The sequence below is a fragment of the Nocardia otitidiscaviarum genome (assembly GCF_007362295.1).
In the GTDB taxonomy this organism is placed as follows: domain Bacteria; phylum Actinomycetota; class Actinomycetes; order Mycobacteriales; family Mycobacteriaceae; genus Nocardia; species Nocardia otitidiscaviarum.
Genome location: NZ_CP041695.1, coordinates 964,041 through 986,264, shown reverse-complemented (window position 1 = coordinate 986,264; position 22,224 = coordinate 964,041). Strand labels below are relative to the sequence as shown.

Below are 22,224 nucleotides of genomic sequence, written 5' to 3'. Positions count from 1 at the left end.
GTCTCCTTACGCCGGAACCGAAGCGACGGCCGCGGTGTCGGCCTCCGGCGCCGTTCCCGCCGCCCGATCCGTCGAACCGGAGACATCGATTCCGGGCGGATGGAAGAAGCCCGCGAACGGTCCGAAATCTCCTTGGTTGTCACGCATTTCAGCGGAGAACGAGAGCAACTCACCGGCCACGATCACCTCCAGGGTCCCGCTGCTCTCGGTATCGAAAGCGACGACCAGAGCGGTCCGCTGATCCCACCGCGCGACATCGCCGGTGATGAGTTGATACGGATCCACCGGGGCGCCGAGACGCTGCTCGTTCAGCGCCACGGCGGCGCTCTCGTAGGCTGCCCGCGCGTCGGTGGTCGCGGCATTGTCGAACGCGGCATCCAGCGCGGCATACACCACCGCCGACACCTCCTGGGTGCGGCCGTCCGGGAAGGTGTACACCATCGGTTTGTCCGTGTTCGGCCGCAGCATCGGCTGGCTGCTGGAGACCTGCGTGCGGGGTGTCGTCGCCGAGGTGTTCGTCGCCGGAGTGTTCGTTGCCGGAGTATTCGCCGTCGTGGTGGCTGGTTGCTGGCCCGTGGTGGACGTCGGCGGCGCGGCCGGGCCGGACTGCACGATCCCCGGCTGTTCCGGACCGGGGTCGGAGTCGCGCCGCTCGCGTTCTTCGTCGCCCTCGGTCGGTTCTTCTCGCTGTTTCTGGTTCAGCAGGCTCGACAGCAACAGCGGGTCCAGTCCCGTCCCGGTCGACGGTGCCGCGGTCGGTGTCGGGCTCGATACCGGCGTCGGACTCGACGTGGGCGACGTCGTCGATCGCGGCGGTGGAGCCTCCGCAGGGGTGCGGTCGTCGCCGCCGACGCCCTCACGGATCGCGCTCGGATTGTCCGCACCGCTGCTCCGGCTGGCGTCGCGGATGGCGGTCGGTGTCCCGTTCAGACCGAAATCGATCGGCCGGAACTGGCTGCCCGTCGTACCGCCGTTCTGGTACTGGTTCGGATTCGGGTAGGGGTACGGATATGGGTACGGCGTGTCGTTGCCATTGCCCGATTCGTCACCATCGGATTTGTCACCGTCGCCCTCGCCCTCGTCCTTCTTGTCGTCGGCCCCGGGATCGTCGGCGGTGAGCCTTTCCACCTCGGTCGCGAGCGTCTGCAGTTCGCCGGTGGCGGCGTCCATGATTCCGGTGATCAGGGCGAGGTGGGTGTCGATCAGCTGCGACACGAACTCGTCCTCCTCCATCGGACCGGTCGCCCGCTCGATCGCCCCCTGCGAGATGAGCAGCGACAACTGCTCGACATTCATCGGATTGACGGTGGCGAAGTCCCGCAACCCGGCGACCGCGCTTTCGACTTGCGTCCGCGAGGTTTTCGATATCCGGGCCACCTCCTCGAGCAGAATCGACTTCTCCTCCTCGGTCAGGCCGAGCGCCGCGTCCGCGGCCAGCAGGTCGTCGTACTTCGTCTTCAGTTCCTTGGCGCTCGACACGTAGCTGATGATCGCGGCGCTGTCCTCACCGGAAGTCTGCTCGACGCGGGGACTGGCGGGAGCGTCCTCCGTGTCACCGCGGCCGAACATTTCCCAACTGGTGTAGACGCTTTCGGTGAAGTCCTCGTAGTTCTTCTCACCACCCGTGGACAGCAACTCCAGCCCGTCCGGCCAGTTCGCGCTGGAGCGATCCGGACCGTGGACATGGGCGGTGTAGGCGCTGTCCACGGTGAGCCGACCGTCTCTGATGAGCTTCGACGTGTAGTCCATCGTGGGGACCGGCCCGGCGGCACCTCCAGCCTGGAGGGCGCCATAGTTTTCCCTGGCGTTCATCCCTCCCCACGTGCCGGCCCCGGACCCGAGTCCGCCCATGATGAATCTGCCGGTACCGACATTCAGCCCCGTACGGGCACCGTTCCACGCGCCGGGTAGCGCCCCACGGAAACCGTTGGTGAAAAGCCCTTTTCCGCCCTCCTTGATACTCGCGCCCACGGCCTTGCCACCCGCCACCGACAGCGCCCCCCGGAAACCGAGCGAACCGATCCCGCCGCCGATCAGACCTAATGTTCCCCCCAGCGCGGCGTCCCCGATTACTTCGCCGAAACTGTTGCCCTGTCTCCAGGAATTGAGCCCCGAGGCAGCACCGCCCAGCAGCGCGGCACCGGCCGGACCGGCGATGAGGAACCCTCCTACACCGGCCGCCCCGACCAGGATGTCATCGCCGTACTCACTGAAGAAGTCACCGACGCCGTCCCAAAAGCCCATGGGCTCACCCGCCCTGGGTCAGACGGTCGGTGGCGAACACCCGTCCACGATCGATCCCGTCACGGTCTCGAGTCATCGGCAGTTCCTGATCCGTCCCGGTGGTGGACTGTGTCGACCGCGTAGTCCGGACCAGCACGCGACGCACGCGCCCATCCCGACTACACCTTGACTTCCTTTCCGACCACCCCATTGTCGAACATCCCCACCCCTGGGAACGCCGCCAGCGCCTCGGGAAGCCGCCGGGCCGCTGACACACCGACCGTGGGATCGCGATACCCGTCGACTCCGCCGGTCGAGCCGTGATACACGGCACGGACGCGGATCCATGCGCTGTCATGAATAGTTCCCGCTGCTGGCGAATCACGCTGTACCGGTTAGGTTTGCATCGCTCCGGACGGCAGAACGCCCCGCTACGGCGGATTACATGGCAGCGACCGCCGGTAGCTCTCATGGTGATCAAGAAACCTCGACGAGAATCTCCGGCAGCGTCCGGGCAACTTGGTGAATCGTATTGGCTATCACGAATATTCAGTCGTACTCCCATCTGACCGCAGTCGATATCGAATCCTTCGGACGCGAACTCGATCAGATCCGAACAGACATCGAGGACTCACTCGGACAACGAGATGCGGACTACATCCAACGGGTGATCAGGATTCATCGGGGACTGGAGACGGCGGCGCGTCTGTTGTTGTGCGCCAGCAGATACCGTGCACCACGAATCGCCGGGACAGTGCTGCTGGCGGCGGCCAAGTCCATCGAGATGATGGAACTCGGCCACAATATCGCCCACGGCCAGTGGGATTGGATGAACGATCCCGAAATCCACTCGACGAGCTGGGAGTGGGATTTCGCCGGACCCTCCGGGCAGTGGCAGCGCTCGCACAATTACGTTCACCACACCTACACCAACGTGTACGGGATGGATGAGGACCTCAGCTTCGTGGTGCTGCGGATGACCCGCGACGAGCCGTGGCGGCCCGTCCACCTGGTTCAACCGATCAGCGGTCTGGTCGTCGCGGCCGGGTTCGAATGGGCCATCGCCGTGCACGACTGGGCGCTCGAACGACGGCAGCCGAACGTTCCCCGACACAACCTGCGGTCCCAGCCGAACCGGGATTTCGCGCGAAAGTTCACTCGCCAGATCAGCAAGGATTTCCTGCTGTTCCCAGCGCTGAGCGGACGCGGGTTCCGGCATACGCTCGCGGCGAACGCATCGGCCCTACTGCTGCGCAATCTGTGGTCCTACCTGGTGATCATGTGCGGTCACTTTCCCGATGGCGCGGAGAAGTTCACCATCGAACAGCTGGAGCGGGAGACCCGAGGGGAGTGGTATCTGCGGCAATTGCTGGGGACCGCCAACTTCACCGCCGGCCCGGTACTGGCTTTCCTGTGCGGCAACCTCTGCTACCAAATCGAACACCATCTGTTCCCCGATCTGCCCAGCAATCGCTACCCCGAGATCGCCGAGCGGGTCCGCGCACTCTGCGAGAAGTATGACCTGCCGTACACGACCGGATCGCTCCCGGCACAGTTCTGGCTCGCCTACCGAACCGTGTGGAAGCTCGCGCTACCGGACCGATTTCTTCGCTCGACGTCGGACGATGCCGCCGAGACTCGCTCCGAACGGAAGTTCTTCGGGGTTTCTCTCACATCGAGCGGTCAGCGCGTCCAGCCGACCATCGACCCGGCCACCGGTGCGCGGCGCGGCCTGCGCACCGCATTGGCCGCAGCCGATGCGTCGATTCGCCGGGCCGATCGCACATTCGGCCGCTTTCGGCGGCGCTCCACCAGGTCGGCCGTCGACCAGTTCGGCGTGACACAGCGAAAGGGCAGTCGTTGACACAGCGAAGACCAGTGGTTCGGATTCTCGCCGGGGTGGCCGGCCGCAGTCTGCCGATGATGGTGGGAATGGCCGTCGGATCGGTGGACGCCCTCACGGCCCGGCTGGCGCGGAGAAGCACACATCCCGTTCCCATTCCGCAACCGATCGTCGTCGGCGTCAGCGGTGGCGCGCTCGCCGCCACGGCGGTCGCGCTCGGCATCGACCGCGACCGAGCGCGACAGCTGGCGACAGCACATCCCGAGCAGGATGTGCTGGGCCCGAGGAGCTTTCGTGCCATGCTCAGCCGCCAGGGCCTCTACCCCGAGGCTCGGATTCGTGAACTCGCCCACGCCATCGCGGGTGACCGCACCTTCGCCGACTTCGCCGTCGATCCGAAACCCGCCGACCACCAACCACACCGGTTCACGTCGTCGCTGCTGATACCCGTCTACTCGGCGAAATACGGCACCCTGCTGTTGCCACGAGACCTGCCGGTACTGGGCCTGTCCGATCTGCCCGTCGCCGACGCACTCGTCGCCGCCACCCGCATACCGGGAGCCCTGCCCGCCGCCGCGGGGCTGGAGGACCTTTTCGACGGGGGCTGCCAGTATCGGGTTCCGCACGACATCTTCGCCCCGCACCGCGCCTTGGTCCTGGACCTGTACGGACCGCGACCATACGACAGCCGAGGCGGCCTGATCTTCCCCCTGCTCCATCCATCGTTACCCGTCGTTCCCCGTCGCCCGCGTCCGTTCCACGACGAAACCGTGCGCGAGTCGACCATATTCGCCCACCAGCCCTACGGCGCAGCCCTCAAAACTCCAGTGCGAACAACCGGGGAGCTGTTCGATACCGGCTATGACATCGCCACGAAGTGGATCGATTCCCGCACCGAGGAGCAGTTGCTGAATTTCGTCGATCGGGATGGGCTGCCGGAGCGGACCGTCACCGGCACTCGAACCGAGACGATCGCCTGACGAGGGGCCACACGATCAATCGATCGACTCGTCATGCGTGCAATGGACGCGACTATCGTGAGCGTTCGGACGGTGTAGCGCCCGCGTCGTCGCGGGATGCCATCACGGCGGCCGTCATGAGAGCGGCGGCGTAGGGGCTGTGCGCTTGAATCAAGGTGAAGTACAGCAGATCAGCTGCGATCGGTTCGGGTCGATGATCCGGTGCCGACATTGGCGACCTCCCTGGGCTGAGGAGTTCCCAACGTGAGCAGCGACTTTCGCGACTGCGGACTCAACCGCGCCATGAACGTGCGCTCCGGCCACGGCCAATCCTCCAGGTTGACAACCATATTCGGCTCCGATGCCCGCGGATGGTCTGTATTCCTCCACGGTAGGTGAGTCCGAGGTGCGACGAGGGGCTAAGCATCAGGAGGTCCGGAGGAGTGCCCTGAGGAAAGGCACCTGTTCGGCGGCGCCCTCCGAGTGACGACGCCCGACGGCCGCTCGTACATCCCGCATGTAAGCCTGGGTCTCCGACAAGGCGCGATGCCGCAGGTAATTGCCGAAATCATCGTGACCGGCGAGCAATTCGGCGACGAGTGCGGTGAACCTCCGCAGCGCCCGGTCCTCGGCCGACGTCCCGATGTCCAGCGCACGCTGAAGAAGTCGCGGAGCTGAGTCGGGCGGTGCGTCCAACATGCTGGTCACCGTGGTCGCGAACCACAGCCCGACCCGGTCCTCGGCGGACAATTCACGGCCTGCGTAGCTGTCGCGGAGCTTATGCGCTTCGCGACGTTGAAAGGGCGCCACGACCTCGTCCATCAGGTAGGTGCAGAACGTTCCGGAGATGATGTCGGGAAGGAGGATGTCCGCGTAGCGACGCGTCCGCAAGTAGTCCGGTGACGGATTCCGGTGCGAGCGGCAGCCCGGATAGTGCAGCGTGTACACCCCATCCCGGGGAACACGGAGAAATCGCGATCGCTCGGTCGGTACCAACTCTCGAATCGTCAGGTCGATATCGGGGGTGAGCAGTGGCCTCGCACCGACGATCGCGATGTAGGCGCACTGCGGTAACTCATCGAGCGACAAGGTCCGCGCCGCCCGGCCGATGACGCTGGGACGGTTCGGATCGTCCGAGGAGAGCGTCCGCAACTTCCAGATGGGCTGTATCTCGCCGGGCAACCGCGGGCGCTCCTGCCTGATCAACAGCGAGCCTTGCCGCGTATCGGGCAGCTCGAGCAGCGCCTCGGCTTCCAATGCGGCCAGAGTGAGCGCACCCAGTGCACCGAGCCGGGCGCTGTTGGCGGTGAGCCAACCCCGCTCCCATTCGAATTGGTGTGGTGACTGGAAGAACTCGGCACCGGTCGGTTCCCCGGGCGTTTCGTCGGGTCGGTCGCCGATATAGCCGAATCCGGCATAGCGCATCAGTTCGGTCTCGACGGCGTTGGGGCCGGTCTCCGGCTCGTCACGGGTCCGGTCGGTGGCTCGGTGCGCGGTCCACGGAGTGACGGGAGAAGGTACCGCTGACGGTTCGGTGTCCGCCGGGAGGGCGGCCGGGGAGCGAGCACTCCACGGGGTGAGCGACGGGGAGTGGGAGCGCCGACCATCCTGCCTGTCGGCGAGGTTGCCGCCGTCCCGTGCTGTGGCACGAGAGGGCGTAGCTGTCGCGTCCCCCGGGCCGATTTCACGTCCCGGCCGCACCGTCGGCTCGAGGGTGCGCTCGAGGTGGTCTGCCTTCGCCTCGAAGTTCTCCGAGATATGGATCGTCTGTGCCGGGAAGCGACTCAGCAGGGCCGCATCGATCATGCCGCGCGCCTTGGCGAAACCCGGGTGGCCGACATCCGGATCGCGATGGGCTATCGATACATGAACGCGCCCGTCGTCGTGGATGCGATACACGATCCGTACCCGTACGGCGACGCCGTCGACATCGAATTGGACGACGAACGGGGTTCCGAGGTCTACCCGTAATTCGAGGTGCGACGGCCCACGCGCCTCCACGGCATGCAGGACCAGGGAATTCGGTCCGCCGTCCGCGCCGATCCGAGTGATCAGGCCAGCGACCGAATCCTTGTGTGCACCGCGCATGCCTTTGACTTCGCGGACGATGAGCGTCCCGGAAACCCCGTCCGTGTCCGGTCGGTCGGTCGGAGTACGCAGCTGCGGTGGCTGATCGATCGATTCGTCGTCGGAAGCGTGTACCGATGCGGTCGTACCGTCGGTTCCCTGCGGTGTGTGCGTGCGGGCCGTGCCCTCCAGACCCGTCCATTCCGCGAGCCAGGCCGTCGCAGCATCGAGGTATTCGATCAGCCACGCCAGATATGCCCTGGGTACGACCTGGTCCGGCCGCTGCACAAGGGCGATGAGGTCGTCCAGCTGTGTCTGCATGAACTGCAGCTTCCGATAGTGGTCGAAGGCCTTGCTCGACTCGACCGTGTCGTACGGGTCGACCTGGTCGGCGTCGTTCCCGGCACGGATCAGTTCCGCACCGACCGTGTTCCCTGCCGACTCCAGCTTGCCGATGTCGACCGTGCCGAGCAGGCCGGTCGCGGCGGCCTGCACGCGTGCATCTGTCGGTACCGCGTCACGTTCCGCCGCGACATCGGCGAGACGGCGATCGGCGATCCGTACCGAGTCCTCCTCCTGCGTTGCCCACCGAGTCCGGGCGGCGGCCGCCCGCACGTCCTCGGCCGCCGTCCGCGCCGCGACGCCGTGTCCCGGCATCGAGCCCTTCGGCTCGCCGGAGACGGTCGCCGTCGGAGGCGCCGCGATGTCTCCCGTGATGTGCACGGTGCCTCCGTCCGATTCCACCTTGCGCACGACCACATCCCGTCCCCGCCCGACAACGATCTCGGGTTTGCCTCCGTTGGCGATGAACCATGCGGGGGTTCCACGCGGCACCAGCAGACGCAGCGTGCCGGGTAGATGAGCGAGGAAGTACGGCGCCTCCGGGCCCGTCGTTCCGGTCAGGTATGCCGACTGCCGCCACCGGTCGCCCACCTGCAAGTCATTCAGTGCCCGCACGGCAGCGGGGTCCACCTTGCGCGTGATCCAGATCGACTCCGCCAGCGGTAGCATGAGCGCATCGATCTCGGTGACGAGACTGTCCATCTCGTCGCTCGTCCTGATCTTCCGCGTTGACCGTCGCCAGTCGGGCTCACCCCGCAGGTACCTGTTGATGGCCGCACCCTCGGTTATGTAAAGGTCGGCGAGGCGACGATGGTCCCTGCTTTCGGGCGAATGCTCCTCTCCGAAGGCCCGGGCCTCCTCGTCCGAAGCGAAGCTTCTGCCGCGCCGATCGATGATCGCGTGAACGAAGTCGGTGAGTGGAACGATTCCGTCGCCGCGTCCGGTGCGGTCCAGATGCCGCATGCCGTCGCGGAAGTCCTGGTCCCAGAACGGGTAGATCGACAGCTCGGTGGATTCACCGTCCGAACCAACCACTATGTAGGCCGGTTCTACGTCGGTTCTCCCGGCGTGGAGGCGGCTGTGGTTTCTTCGGCCGATGTGGCGCAGCTGCTGGTCGGCGGAGTCCTGACTGACGTGCAAGGGCGCTGTCACGGACCGGAGCGGGGCCAGGACCTCGGCGAGTCGCGCGAAGTTCCGGAAGCGGACCGCGATCGCGGGTTCACCGTCGGCGCTCAGCGGCACATGCCGGACCGATGCGAGCACATCGGTCAGCCATCGGGGCAGAGCAGGTGTCTCGAGCACGCGAAACGACAGCTCCCGACTCCAGTCCGGGTCGCCGTCGGCGAGGCGCACGTCGAGGCGGCCGTGGCTGGAGTCCTCCAGCACGGAGTCGGGCGGCCGGTGCTGCCCTCGGTCGTGTACGGCGATGCGAAGTCGGCGAGCGCCCGGCGTGCCGCTGATCGCGAGTACCACCCGGACGTCGTCGCCGGTCGTGCGCACACTGTGCTCCACCACATCGGCCAGGGTGAGGCCGGCGTCATCGATCCGTGCGGCGGGCCAGCCGGACAGTTGCCGCGCCAGCCAATCCCACGCTTCGGTCGCAGCGCGCGCGGGTGCATCGCGCTCACCGGGACGTGCCGGGTGATGGCGAACGATGATTTCACGATGCTCGGTCCGGCCGGTAGGTTCAGCTGCCTGTCGGCGCGGCGCGTCCCAGAGACGTGCGTCGTGCGGGTGCTCGGGGTTGCCGTGCTCGTCGTTGTGGTGGTGGAAGACGGCCCCGGCTGGCAACGGCGGCCTGGCCGCACCGGTCCCACGATGCTGCTGGGGAAAATGCGGGTCGAGTGGATCGACCTCGTCGAAGATGTTGGTGCGGGGAGGAAGCGCGGGCCGGGAGGGCTCGGCCCGCTGCGGCGAATCGGGCGTTGCCGGGTTCCTCGATTCTTCGGACTGGTCCGACGAGATCTGCTGCACGAGATCGAACAGGGCCGAGGTGGCCAGATACCGTGCCGCACGGGCAACGATGTCGTCGACCACCGGGCTGTGGGCGCTCCGGTTGACCGCCGCCGGATCGGCCGTCGCAGGTGCGGTAGGGCCCTCGAGGTCCGGCCGGCTGTCGCGGTGCGTGGTGGTGACATGGCGTTCGACCGCTTCTCCGACGATGTCGCGGGCGATGGCCGGGGTGACACTGGACAGCGGGTATCCGAGTGATGTCGCCAAGCCGTTCCTGGCTTCCGTCGCTGCGGCACCGAGGGTGTTCCGGCCTTCGGCGCCGACGATGTCGGCGATCGGCACGCCCAGTTCGACAGCGAGCCGATCCCGACGCGAGTTGAGGTGTTGCGGTGCCTGTTCGGCGGTACGCGATGAGTTCGGCATGGTCGCCGCGGGCGCGGTCGCGGCGACCTGCTGTTGTAGTGCCTCGGCGGCGGCGGATGGGATACCGGCTTGTTCCAGCAGTTCCCGGAACGGATGCTCGACATCGTTTCGTTCGAGTACGGCGAAGGCGCCGACGATCACGGAGGTGGAGATTCCCAGCAGACCGGCCAGGCGGGCGACCCCATCGGACCGCCCGTCGTCGGTGCGGGCCCGGTGGACTCCGGTCTCGGCTTCGGACAGTACGCGGGCCGGGTTGTCGGTGCTGTGGGCGTGGTTGCGGAGGAAGTCCGCGGTCGCATGCCGCAGGGCGCGCTGCTGCAGGTCGGGCACCATCGAATTGAGGTGGTGGCTCGCCTCGACGATCGCGTGCCGGTTGTCGGCGGTGGGATCGGCGCGGTGGGCGGCGGTGGCCTGTTCGTAGTGGATCACCGCCTCGCGAACCCCACGCAGGTGCATGGCGTTGCGGATCAGCGCGTCCTGCGGCGACATCACCGCCTGGGTGGTGCCGGGGGCACCGTTACGGGCGGTACGGTTCTTGCCCTGCTCGGCGATGTAGGACTGTTCGGAGACCTCGGTCCGCCACACATGCATGCCGCCCTTCGCCAGCACCTCCTCCGATACGGCGATATCGACGCCGCGCTGGCCCTGCCGGTTGATCACCAGGATCTTGCCCGGTTCACCGGCATCATCGAAGATCTTCTGCAACTGGGCTTCCCAGTCCGCGCCCCACCCGGCGATTCGATCGGCGTCCACCGCCTCGATCGCCTCCCGGGGCACGCCCTCGCGTACCAGCGCGTCCACCTGCCGGTCGACCAGGTCGTTGCGATGAACCAGGATTTCCTGGAACCGGCCACGGCCGCCATCCCAGATGCCGTACGCACTCTCGGCGATCGAGCTCAGCTTGGCGCGGGTGTTCGCCACCACTTCCGGCTCGCCCTCCACCAGCCGCTGCGGCTGGGAACGGTCGAGTTGGTGTGCGCTCTCCAGGCCGTAGATCTTCTCCAGCACCGGATTCAGGTCCGCGAGCGTGCCCGACGCGCCGGTCACTTCGTCGAAGAACCTGCCCCCCGAGCGGTAGATCTCGACCGAATCGATCCGTGTGGTGGAGTCGGCGTCGGCACGGATCTCGATCCGATGCTGTTCGGAGCTCAGCCCGCGGGCTTCGGCGGCGCGCACCTCCTTCGCCTCGATGGCCTGGGCGAGGCTCGCTGCGCCTTCCTCAGCGCTCCACCGTGATTCGCTCGAGGTCGTCGGATTGCGTTGCAGGCCGTGCTCGCCCTGATCGATGATGACGATCTTGCCCTCATCCATCACATAGTGAGTCTTGTTGCGCGTGGTGAACTCGGCCGCGGCGGCCATCTCGAGCCGGGACAGTCCCATCCCGTCCAGCCATCGCCTGCCATCCGGCAGCGCCTCGACCTTCGCCCGTCCTTCGGGCGTCAGCGAAGCCTGGCCGTCGTACCAGAACTCGACTTCGGGCGTTCCATCCGGGTGCACACCGACTTCTTCGGTGAGCTGCCGGAGCCCGAAATCCTCGTGGGACAACCGTCCCTCCGCGCGCGCGTCGGCGAGGAAGTCGTGTGCCGCGAAGACTTCGCGCGCCGTCGATTCGGGTGCGGTTCGGTCCGCTCCTTCGGATCGGAGGAATTGCCGCTCGCCGCGGTCGATGATCCCGTCTATCTCGTCGATCAGCGCACGCCGTGGCGGCAGATGACCGGCATTGGTCAGATGGCCGACCGTTTCGCCGGTCGCCACCACGATCGCCGGCCTGTCGGTGATCGGCCCGAAGCCTTGCTGTTGGTCGGCGCGGAAGACATCGATTCCATAGTCGGTCAACAGATTTCGATATTTGACGAACTCGCGGTGAGCCAGCCCGTCGGTGGTCGTCACCAGCAGGACCGAGTCGTGCTGCACGGCTCGCTGCATGGCCGCCGCCAGGAACATCAGCGACTTGCCCTCGCCCGGTTTCATCTCCACCGGACGCTCGGCCAGTGCGTACACACCCTCGAGCTGTTCGACGCGCAACACCATCCCATCCGGTACGGCATCACTGACCGTGCCGCGCCGGATGACCTCCATCGTCGCGAGCATCGACTGGTCGGAATCGCTGTCGAACAGTTTGGCCCGCAATGCCTCATCCGAGAGATTGCCGAGCCGCAGATGCTCGGCGACCCCTTCGCCGGAGTTCGCGTGGAAGTCGGCCAGCACCTCGGCCGCCCGATCACGGGCGCTTCGCGGCGAACCGTCCGGATCGCCGGTACTCGCGGTCGGGTCACCCTCGGCCGCCCCTTCGTGGGGAGCGGGTTGGACCGTCGATTCGGCGTCGGCGGCGGACGCGGCTGCTTCGTCGTGGTCTTGCCGGGGCGGTACCGGACCGTCGTCCGGAGTCGAGTGCGCCGCGCCGTCCGGTGGCGGGTGCCCCGGTCGCGCGGCGCCGCTGTCACCCTTCGGTGGCAGGTCACCGTGAGTTTCGGGGGTAACCCGGACCTCGTCCGCGCTGCGAACGGTGACCGGCGATTCGGCGACATCGATACGCGGTGGCGGTGTATCCGGTGCCGCCGAGGTCCCCGGAACCGTCCCCGTCCGCGTCGACCGCACGCCGTCGGCCGCATGCGCACTGCCGCCGTGACCCGAACCGCCGCCGTGCCCTGCTGCACCGTTCCCCCAGGGCGATCGGTTCGTCGGTGACACCGCATTCGGCGAATACGGCGGGCTGGCCGGTCCGGAGCGCTGGACCGAGTGCTGCACCGCTCCCGACTCCTCGAGCTGTCGCGGGCTGTCGGCACCGGCCACCCGGTCGTGTTCCGTCCTGTTCGGTGCATGCCGACCTGTATCCGGCGCGCCACCGTCGGTGTTCCGGATCAGGTTGTGGGCGGTGGGATCGGCCGTGGCCGAACCGATCTCGCGATCGATGGTGAAACGCTCCGCCATCTGCTCGGCGCCGAGTCCCGGCGATCGGGCCGCACGGCCGTCCTCGGCGAGTCGTGCCTGCCGCGCGGAATCGGTTCCTGGGGCGAGACCGCTCTCATCCGACCGACCCGCCGAGCCGTCCGGCACCGGTCGCGGGGGGTCGGCTGACACCACCGAATCCGAGCCGACACCGGGTGCGGTCGGGTCGACGGAGCGTGCGATTCGGATCGCGGCCCCGGTAGCGCCGACCAGGCCCGAACCGAATCCGACCTGGAGCATGGCCAGCAGGTCGGTACCGCGGAGTTGTCCGCCGTCGAGTAGCAGGGCGACGCCGCCGCCGGTGAGCGAACCGACGACACCACCGGTCGCGCTCGCCGCGAGCACCCCCATGACCTGCGGGTACGCCCGAATCGCACGCAATGCGGAGTTCGCCGCCAGCCGACTCGCCGGCCCCATCACGGCACCGCCCGCCACGGCACCCGTTATGCCACCCACCGCGCCGGCCGCGGTCGCGACCCACACCTGTTTCGTATCAACGGAATCCCGGTCGCCCTGCTCCACTTGCAGGCGCTGGGCCGCCCAGTTGACGCCACCGCCGGCGGCCACGCCGAATACCGCACCCGATGTCGCCATCGCCGATAACGGATGCGCTGCCACGAACGTCCCGTACTTGTCGCCGTACTTGGCGGCCAGTTCCAGCAGTTTCTTCCGCAAGGTGTCGCGGGCGGCCAGCATGGCCGTCTTCGATCGCGCCTTGGCGGCCGTCAGCTGTACCAGGCCGCCCGGCGGCGGCATGAGTAGCGCCGTGGCCACCTGGGTCAGCAGCACGCCGGCGATGAATACCGCCTGGTATTGCATCAGTTCGTAGGCCAGTGCGCTTTCGTACTGTTGCCGTGCCCGATCATCACAGGACTCCGCCAGCTTCCCGATGTCCTGGTCCAGTCGGCTGTATCGTTCGGAGAGCGTCTCACCGGTATAGCCGCGGATCGTATCGTCGGCCTGGAGCCCGGCCAGCTGCTCGTCACGCAGAGCTCGTAGAAAGTCGGCCGAATCGGACCAGGCGTCGCCGCACCGCCGCATGGCGTCCACATCGGCTTCGGGGATATGCCCCACCGTCCAATCCGCCAGCCAGGGTGGGAACTCCGGGGGGATGTTGACCCCCATCAGTGATCCGATCGCGCCCGGGCACGCTCGACCACCAGCCGGTGCACCGCCTTGGCCGGGCCGCACGCCCCCGCACCGCACAACTCGACCTCGGCGAAGGACTCCGCGCTCGTCGCCCGCGGATCGAGCCGACCGCCGGTAAAGCATGTTCCGCTCAGCTGTGCCCGCCACCGGCGATAGCCACGGGTGACGGCGGCCAGGGTGTCTCCACGATCCCAGGGACCGCTGACGCGGTGGTACTCGCCGATCAGGGTGCGCTGAACCAGCCGGGATGTGCGCGGACCCGCAGCGGCCGCCGCTACCTGCCCGAGGTCGGCGACAATCGTCGCGTACATGGGCTGTGCGGCGAAAACCCGCGACAGATCACCGGATCTCGCCGGGGTACCTACCCGCGCGGGCAGTCCGGCGGGATCGGCTACCGCGGCGCGGTCCAGGACGATCCATGCCCCCGGCCCGCCGGCGTACTCGTACCGTACGCGGGACACGCCGCCGCTGAGTTCGGCGATCGCCAGCCCACCGAGTTCGAGGAACGGAAACTTCCCGAGTGTCTCGTCGAGTGCCGCCGCGATCTCGTGGACGGTCGGCCCGGTGATTCCCGATGTGTCGAACCCGGCCAGGCGTAATCCGTGCCGGGCCGCGAGTTCCTCCGCGGCCGCCAGTGCGGCCGGATCTGTCCGCACTGTTCTCGGCAGCGCCGGAACAGATTTGCGCTGCGGCCGCCGGTCGTCCGTGCGCGGCTTCGCGGGAGTGTGCGGTGGGTTGCCGGGCCGCCAGGATTCCGCCGGGCCAGCGCTGATCGGTGGCTTGCGCTGCCACGGGGACCGGGGTGCGCCCGGGGTCGCGGGGCCGGTCACGCGGGGGCGGGACCACGGTGTGCTCGCCGATGTCCGTCCCTGGGTGTTCGCCGAAGCCGACGCCGGCCGTTCACCCCATCGGTACGCGGCGGGCGCCACCGGGTGTCGATTCGGGGCGGCACCCGGGACCGTGGCTCCCACTCGACCCGGCTGCCCGGCGGTGAAGGACCCGGGCGGCCCGGTCGGAGCCCCGGAGACCGATGGCGCCGAAGCGGGATCCGATGCGGCGGACCCGTCGCTCATCGGTGGAGCTGTCGCGCCGGCGGGCGGAGCCGACACCGCTTCGGGCGACCGCGGGTCGGATTCGAATGGGGTCGAGGTGGGTTGTTCGGACCCCGTGGTCGGTAGGTGGCCGGAGTTCGGGTCTTCGGCAGATGGGATCGGGCTCCGGTTCGGGTACGGACCCGGCTCCAACTCCGGCCCCGGCCCCGGCCCCGAAGGATCGAGACCGCCGGACGGACGCGGGGGCGACTGCGGCACCGCGGGATCCAGGCCGTCCGCCCGTGCTGTCCGGCGGATATCTTCGGCGAGTTGTTGATCCCGGTCCTCGAAGTCATCCGCGGTTTCCGCGATGCCGTCGCGCACCCCCTGCAGGCTCCGCACCAGACTCTCGAAGTTGGTGATTCCGTCGCGCGCGGCAGGCTCGTAGCTTTCCGCGAAGGTGCGACCGGGGTCGTCGGCGCCCCAACAGGCACCCTCCCGGGTGAGTCGGGTTCTGAGCCGGTCCAATTCGGCCCTGATTGCCCCCTCAAGGCCGTCGAGTTCCGGTAGCTGTCCACGCAAGCGGTCGGGATCGACCCGCAAAGAAGGAGCCATATCAGGTCATCCGAGCTGTGCCGATCGTCCTGCACCACACCGCACTCACCTCGAAACCGGTCACCGGCACTCGCCTCCTCCCGCCGTTCAGAATGCCGTGTTCCCAAGTCCGGGAAGGCATCCGACGGTCAGGTGCCGTGTAGCATCGACTGCCACTCTCGCTGAGAGCACCGTCCGGACCGTCGGTGTGCTCGCGTCGAACTGGAGCACGTTGGGGTGGGTTGCCCGAGCGATCGGAGTCGGCGGATCGGCCGTGCCGGGTGTGCCCGGCCGGGCTGCGGCAGCCCAGGATGAGGAGGATGGCGTGACCGACGTGGTCGGCGAGCTGACTGCCGCGCATCCGTTCGTTCGTGCTCTCGGCGCGGCGGGCCCGGCCGGATGGGAACGAATGACAGCGGTGTTCGCCCTCACGACCACGGCCGAGATCGGCGATCTCTGCTACACCGTCGGCGAGAAGACCGTATCGGTGAGTCCGCCGGAACTTGTACTCGTCCACGCGCGGGAATTGCGCACGCGGGCAGCGACATCCGGTGCGGGGCCGTGGTGGCGGATGCTGGTGTCGATGAACGCATCCGGGGCGCCGGAAGTGGACTACGACTACGGTGCCGAGCCGTTCGTCGAGGCGCACGCGCTGGGACCGGAGGCGATTCGGGCCGACCTGCGGGAGTTTCCGCGCCCGACGGTACCGGTGTGGCTGGCCGCGTTCGCCGGCCACGGTGACCGGCAACGGCGCGGCCCACGGCAGGCGGCCGAGCAGGCCCGCGCCGATCGGGAATCGGAAGTGTGGGCGGTGCTCGCGGAGAACGAGTTCCCACCCTTTCCGCTCCTGTGGTCACGGTGGGCGACTCTCGCCGCGGCGTTCGTGGCCGTAGGGTCACCGCGCGGCCCGCGAATGGTGCCGTGGACCGGTGTGTTCGAAGCTGCCACCCGCGGTGGTTCCACGCTGACGGCGCTGCCGGCCGGGCGCGCGGTGCTGTCCGGCGGACTGTGGAACGACCCGACCCTGTCCGCTGTATACAACCACGGTGCGCCGATGCCGGATCTGTACGCCGGTGCGCCGGAATGGGTGGCCGAGCCGGCGCTGAACTCGCGCGCCACGACCGGTCTGCTGTCGTTCTGCTATTGGTGGGAGTCGGGACGGTGGTATCGCGGACAGTCTCCGTCGGCCGCACGATGCGCGGACGCGGTGCCGGGCATGTGGACTGCCGACACCGTAGCGGACATCGTCACGCGGCTCTCGAGTGCCGGTTCGAGCGATGCCGGTTCGGATCGGCCCGACCGTGCCGTGCGCGAAGCGGTGGCGACACTGATCGCGGCCGCCGAGCTGGGCGCCGTAACGCGCGACCTCCTGACCGCGCTCTTCGGCGACGACGGACGCTGTGATATCGACGGCGCCTACTACCAGTACTCGGCCGCTGGACTCGTATCGACGGTGCCCGAGCCGATGCCGTCCGGTCAGGCCATTTCCCGGGTGCGGGACTATGTCACCGGGCCGGGATCGGACACCGCGGGAGACTTCCTGTCGGAGCTGGTCGCCGAGCGGTTCGAGGTGGGCTGGATGGTGTACGCGCCGGTATCCGACAAGCCGATCGCGGCCGACCGGACGATCTTCTACCTCGCCGACGACGGTGTGCTGGAGCACTCGTCGTCCGCGATCACACCGGCCGACTACATTGCGGAGTTCGCAGATCGATATGCCGCACGGCAGGGCCGAGTGCCCAACGGTTGAGGAGTTTTCCGGGAGGATCGATGGAGCGGTGGGAAAAGGACAGTCTGCGCGCCGGTGACCACGCGATACGTAATCGGGTCAACAACATCCTCGACGCCGTCGACGAGCAGCACGCGCGTCTGGCCCGCGTGGTCGAGCAGCTGGACGCGGTGCGGTGCACGGCCACGTCGGCCGATGGCCTGGTGGAGGTGACCGTCGACGTCGCCGGGGTGCTCACCGACGTCCGGTTCGCGGCGGGTGCGCTGCGCAACGAACCGGAGAAGCTGGCCGCGTCGGTCACCCAGGCGGGGCGGGCGGCAGCTCGGCTGGCGCACGACCGGCACCGGGAGCTTCTCGCCCCCGTCGCCGGCGCCGCGGAACACCTGCCCGATCTTCCGGATCTGGTGCCCGGCGCGCCGAGTCTGCGCGAACCGGACGAGCCCGGGGACTTGCCGCGATCGTGAAGCGATCAGCCCCACCAGCACCCGCAAGCCGGCGGTTGACGAAAACGGCCCCGGAACCAGTGGTTCCGGGGCCGTTCGCTAGTAGCGGGGACAGGATTTGAACCTGCGACCTCTGGGTTATGAGCCCAGCGAGCTACCGAGCTGCTCCACCCCGCGTCGGTGAACACAACATTACACACGGTCGCGGAAGGGATGCAAATCTGCTGTTCAGGGTGGTTTTTCTGGGTTGCGAAGATGATCACGGGACGGGGTTGGCGAGTGGGTCGCGCGATTCCCAGGCGGGACCCCGTCGGAAACGTGAAGCATGTCACAATTTCGGAGTGATATAGAACACATCACGGGTAGATAACAGACCGTTTGGGATTTGCGAATGCAGCATAGCTGCGCTGCATCAATGATGTTTTTCGCGTTATTCGCATCATGCAATTCAAGAGTTATCAAGACGTGATCTGTTGAGATTTACTCGTTATCGTCATGCTCGGCCCGGATCAAACCGTGATGGGCAGCCGACCCGAACCGCCGCACGCCGGAGACCCTGTCCCGCGGTACGGGCACCCCGACCTCCTGGGGACAGGGACACGACGGAGCGATCCGGCGGAGTCGGTGGGCGCAGGGAGGGACACCACCATGAAACAGAACCGGAAGATCAACACTCGCGCTCTGGGCCTCGCGGCCGTCACCGGCGCCCTTGTTGCCGTCCCGTTCGGTCTTTCCGCCTCCGCGTCGGCCGCGCCGACCCACGACTGGGACGGTGTTGCCCAGTGTGAAAGCGGCGGCAACTGGGGAATCAATACCGGTAACGGCTACTACGGTGGCCTGCAGTTCTCGCACAGCACCTGGGTCGCCAACGGCGGCACCGGCTACGCCCACCAGGCCAGCAAGGCGGAGCAGATCCGCGTCGCCGAGAATGTGCTCCAGACCCAGGGCGTCGGCGCCTGGCCCGTGTGCGGCCAGTACCTGCGCGCGGGCACCTCCGAGCCCGAGCCCGCCCCGGAACCGGCCGCCCCCGCCCCGGCTCCCGCCCCCGCGCCCGTCAATGACGCCCAGGCCCTCATCGACCAGGCCACGGCCACCGGTGGCGAGCTGGCCCGCCAGTTCGGCGTCGAGGGCCAGTACCACCAGATCCTCGCCGACAACGCCGGGCTCATCGAGTCCATCGGCGGATAAGTCGCCGCTTCGGCGCACGTTGTCCCGGAAGCGGACCTCCTCCCGCTCCAGCGGACTCGCGAAGGCGCTGCCATCTCGTGGCGATGGCAGCGCCTTCTGCTGTCTCACGGTCAGTCGCCCGAGTCGCCAGAGGCAGCCACCCAACCCTCGGGGTCCGGCGGCATCGCGACCCGTGCACGAAGAAGGGCGCTGTCGTCCACCGACGACAGCGCCCTTCTCGGTCAGCGGCGAATAGTGCCTATCCGCCGGAGTTCTCGTACGCGTCCACGGCCTGTTGCAGTCGTTCCAGGGCGCGGCCGAGCTCACCCAGATCACCCGACTTCTGGGCGTCCTGCACCGACCTCAGAGCGCTGTCGATCTGCGCGACCGCGGCGTCCCGGCCCGCGGGCGGTGGCGTCGTGCCCTGATCGGGCGGCGGTGTCGTGCCCTGGTTCGGCGGTGGCGTGGTGCCCTGCTGGCCGGGCTGGTTGGTGGCGGCGCTGCCGGTGCCGGGCAGCACCTTGTCCAGGGCCTCCTGCACCGTGGAGCCGTAGCCCACCTTGTCGCGGTAGCTGGCCAGCACCTTCACCAGCTGCGGGAAGGTCGGGGCGCCGGCACCGGCGTTGCGTTCCAGATACCACGGCTCGACGTACAGGATGCCGCCGTTGCCGACCGGCAGGGTCAGCAGATTGCCGTAGCGGATCTTGTTGACATTGCCACCGGTGAGCAGGTTGCGGTCACGGGAGACCTCGTCGGCGGTGGTCATCGACGTCTGCGTCTGTCCGGGGCCGGGGGTTTCCGAACCCGGTGGCAATTGCAGCACGGTGATCTTGCCGTAGTTCTCCGGATCCGAATGCGCCTGCAGGTACGCCGACAGGAACTGGCGGCGGAAGCCCACCATGCCGCTGGTCAGCGTGAACATCGGCTTGCCGGTCTCGGGGTCGCCGAGCAGCTGGTAGTACGGGGGCTGATGGGCGTTGGCGGCCGCACCCTCCACCGTCGGATCGTTGGGCACCGACCAGAAGGCGTTGTTGGTGAAGAACTCGCGCGGATCGTTCACGTGGTACTTCGACAGCAGTTCACGCTGCACCTTGAACAGATCCTCGGGGTAGCGGAAGTGCGCCCGCAGCTCCGGCGAGATCTCGCTCTCCGGCGTCACCGCGTTCGGGAACACGCCGCGCCACGCCTGCAGCACCGGATCGGTGGAGTCGACCTCGTACAGCTTCACGGTGCCGTCGTAGGCGTCGATGGTCGCCTTCACCGAGTTGCGGATGTAGCTGACCTCCTTGCGCGGCAGCAGTCGCCCGGTGGTCTGGTCGATACTGTCCTCGAGCACGCCGTCCAGCGAGGTGCGCTGCGCGTACGGGTAGCTGTCCAGGGTGGTGTAGGCGTCGACGATCCACACGATGCGGCCGTCGACCACCGCCGGGTAGGCGTCGCTGTCGGCGGTCAGCCACGGTGCGACCTGCTCCACGCGGTCCCGCGGATTGCGATTGAAGATGATCTTCGAATCGGGGCCGATCACGCCGGAGAACAGAATGTTGCGCTCGGCGTACTTGGCGGCGAAGGCCAAGCGGTTGACCCAGTTGCCCAGCGGCACACCGCCCGCACCGTCGTAGGTGTACTGCGAGTCGGGCTTGTCGTACTCGCGGGCGGGCTGACCGTTGGCACCGACGATGGCGTAGTCCGCGTCGCTCTTGGAGATCAGCTCGCCGTAGTAGATGCGCGGCTCGTCGACCGGAATCGCCTGCCGCTCCTTCGGAATGAACAGATCGCTGACCGTCGACAGACCGTCCACGTCGAAGACCGGGTAGCCGTAGCCGCCCGATTCGCCCGCCGCCTGCTGCGCCTGCTCGGACTCCTTGGGCGGGGCCACGTTCACGCGGTTCGCGGGCGCGGCCACGAAACCGTTGCCGTGCGTGTACACGGTGTGCTTGTTGATCCAGTCCGTCTGGTTGCCGGACAGGTTCTGCGGCTGCAATTCACGGGCCGCGACGATGAAGTCGCGCATCTCGCCGTTGACCTCGTAGCGGTCCACGTCCAGCGGATCGGGGAAGCCGTAGAAGTTCTGCAGCTGCTGGTTGCGCTGAATGAAGGTGGCCTGCATCAGGTTCGGATCGAGCAGGCGGATATTCGCGATGGTGGCGCGGTCGGCGGCCGACATGCTCGTGCCGTTGGTGTTCTGGGCGACGCCCTTGTAGTCGACGTATTCGACCTTGTCGTCGGTGATTCCGTACGCCTGCCTGGTCGCCTCGATATTGCGCTCGATGTAGGCGGCTTCCTTGGTGGCCGCGTTCGGGCGCACCGAGAACTGCTCCACCAGCAGCGGCCACACCGCGCCCACCAGCACCGAGGACAGCACCAGCAGCGCCGCCGCCATCGCCGGAACCCGCAGATCCTTCAACACGATGCCGGCGAAGAAGGCGACCGCGCAGATCACCGCGATGGACAGCAGGATGAGCTTGGCGGGCAACACCGCGTTGATATCGGTGTAGGAACCACCGGTGAAGGTGGGTTCCTTGCGTTGACTGGACAGCAGGGCGTAGCGGTCGAACCAGTACGCGATCGCCTTGAGCAGCACGAAGATTCCGGCCAGCACCGCCAGCTGCACCCGCGCCGCGGTGCTCAGCGAGCCCTCCCGGCCGGTGAGGCGCAGACCGCCGAAGACGTAGTGGGTCACCAGGTTCGCGAAGAACGCGATCAGCACGGCGACGAACAGCCAGTTCAGGACCCAGCGGTAGAACGGCAGGTCGAAGGCGTAGAAGCCGATGTCGAGATTGAACTGCGGATCCTTCTGGCCGAAGGAACCGCCGTGCAGGAACAGCTGCACCGTCACCCAGCTCGACTGCGCGACCAGACCGGACAGCAGACCGATCACCAGCGGGATGCCGACGCCGAACAGGCGAAGTCGGCTCATGACCGTGGTGCGGTAGCGGGCGATCGGATCGCCGGGGCCGGCCGGTGGCAGGAACATGGGGCGGGTGCGGTACGCCAGCAGCAGCGCCACCCAGATGATGGCGGCGACGGCGATGGTGACCACCAGGAACAGCAGGATCCGGGTCAGCAGGACGCGGTGGTACACGTCGCGGAAACCCACCTCGCCGAACCACAGCCAGTTGGTGTACGCGTCGGTGAGCCGGGGGCCCACCAGCAGCAGTGCGGCCATGACGAGTGCTGCGACCAGCAGTACTCGGCTGCGTCGAGACAGCGAAGGTAAGCCTGTCGGGGGGCGCATGCCCACGGTGCCACGCTCCTGAGTCCGGTGATCGATGGTGGTCCCACGAGACCTTTCGCGCCCCACTCTACGTAAAACACCCGGCAGTGGATGGGGCACACCCGATGTTCGCGAGCC

General features: G+C 67.6%; 9 protein-coding genes and 1 tRNA gene. 5 read left to right on the top strand and 5 right to left on the bottom strand.

The annotated features are described in order from the left end of the window. Positions 1-6: 6 nt before the first annotated feature. Entirely contained in the window at positions 7-2,244 is a 2,238-nt protein-coding gene (locus tag FOH10_RS04255; protein ID WP_143979700.1) for a hypothetical protein, read from the bottom strand. Positions 2,245-2,755: 511 nt separating this feature from the next. Between FOH10_RS04255 and FOH10_RS04250 the strand changes: the two genes are divergently transcribed. Both FOH10_RS04250 and FOH10_RS04245 read left to right on the top strand, forming a co-directional pair. Further along, positions 2,756-4,087, top strand: a complete 1,332-nt coding sequence (locus FOH10_RS04250; protein WP_143979699.1) for a fatty acid desaturase family protein — start codon at positions 2,756-2,758, stop codon at positions 4,085-4,087. A 68-nt stretch (positions 4,088-4,155) separates the two neighbouring features. Continuing rightward, entirely contained in the window at positions 4,156-5,046 is an 891-nt protein-coding gene (locus FOH10_RS04245; RefSeq protein WP_186000711.1) for a patatin-like phospholipase family protein, read from the top strand. A gap of 405 nt (positions 5,047-5,451) precedes the next feature. Here FOH10_RS04245 and FOH10_RS04240 read toward each other — a convergent pair whose 3' ends face one another. Next, positions 5,452-13,884, bottom strand: coding sequence for a hypothetical protein (locus FOH10_RS04240; RefSeq protein ID WP_186000710.1), 8,433 nt, complete (start codon positions 13,882-13,884; stop codon positions 5,452-5,454). Continuing rightward, positions 13,884-14,564, bottom strand: coding sequence for a hypothetical protein (locus FOH10_RS34675; protein ID WP_186000709.1), 681 nt, complete (start codon positions 14,562-14,564; stop codon positions 13,884-13,886). The genes FOH10_RS04240 and FOH10_RS34675 overlap by 1 nt, the downstream gene beginning before the upstream one ends. Positions 14,565-15,858: 1,294 nt before the next feature. Here FOH10_RS34675 and FOH10_RS04235 point away from each other — a divergent pair. Both FOH10_RS04235 and FOH10_RS04230 read left to right on the top strand, forming a co-directional pair. Then, positions 15,859-17,283, top strand: coding sequence for a hypothetical protein (locus tag FOH10_RS04235; RefSeq protein WP_244961592.1), 1,425 nt, complete (start codon positions 15,859-15,861; stop codon positions 17,281-17,283). 20 nt (positions 17,284-17,303) lie between these two features. Then, the gene (locus FOH10_RS04230) at positions 17,304-17,726 is read left to right on the top strand and encodes a YbaB/EbfC family nucleoid-associated protein (RefSeq protein WP_143979696.1); all 423 of its coding nucleotides are present in this window, start codon (positions 17,304-17,306) and stop codon (positions 17,724-17,726) included. A gap of 82 nt (positions 17,727-17,808) precedes the next feature. On the opposite strand, the gene FOH10_RS04225 is transcribed toward FOH10_RS04230, so the two are convergent. Continuing rightward, positions 17,809-17,882, bottom strand: a tRNA-Met gene (locus FOH10_RS04225). 471 nt (positions 17,883-18,353) lie between these two features. On the opposite strand from FOH10_RS04225, the gene FOH10_RS04220 reads away from it, so the two are divergent. Further along, positions 18,354-18,893: a transglycosylase family protein gene (locus FOH10_RS04220; protein WP_143979695.1), complete on the top strand. Its 540-nt coding sequence runs from the start codon at positions 18,354-18,356 to the stop codon at positions 18,891-18,893. A gap of 238 nt (positions 18,894-19,131) precedes the next feature. On the opposite strand, the gene FOH10_RS04215 is transcribed toward FOH10_RS04220, so the two are convergent. Further along, a complete protein-coding gene (locus FOH10_RS04215; RefSeq protein ID WP_143979694.1) occupies positions 19,132-22,113 on the bottom strand; it encodes a UPF0182 family protein in 2,982 nt (993 codons plus the stop codon). Positions 22,114-22,224 lie beyond the last annotated feature (111 nt).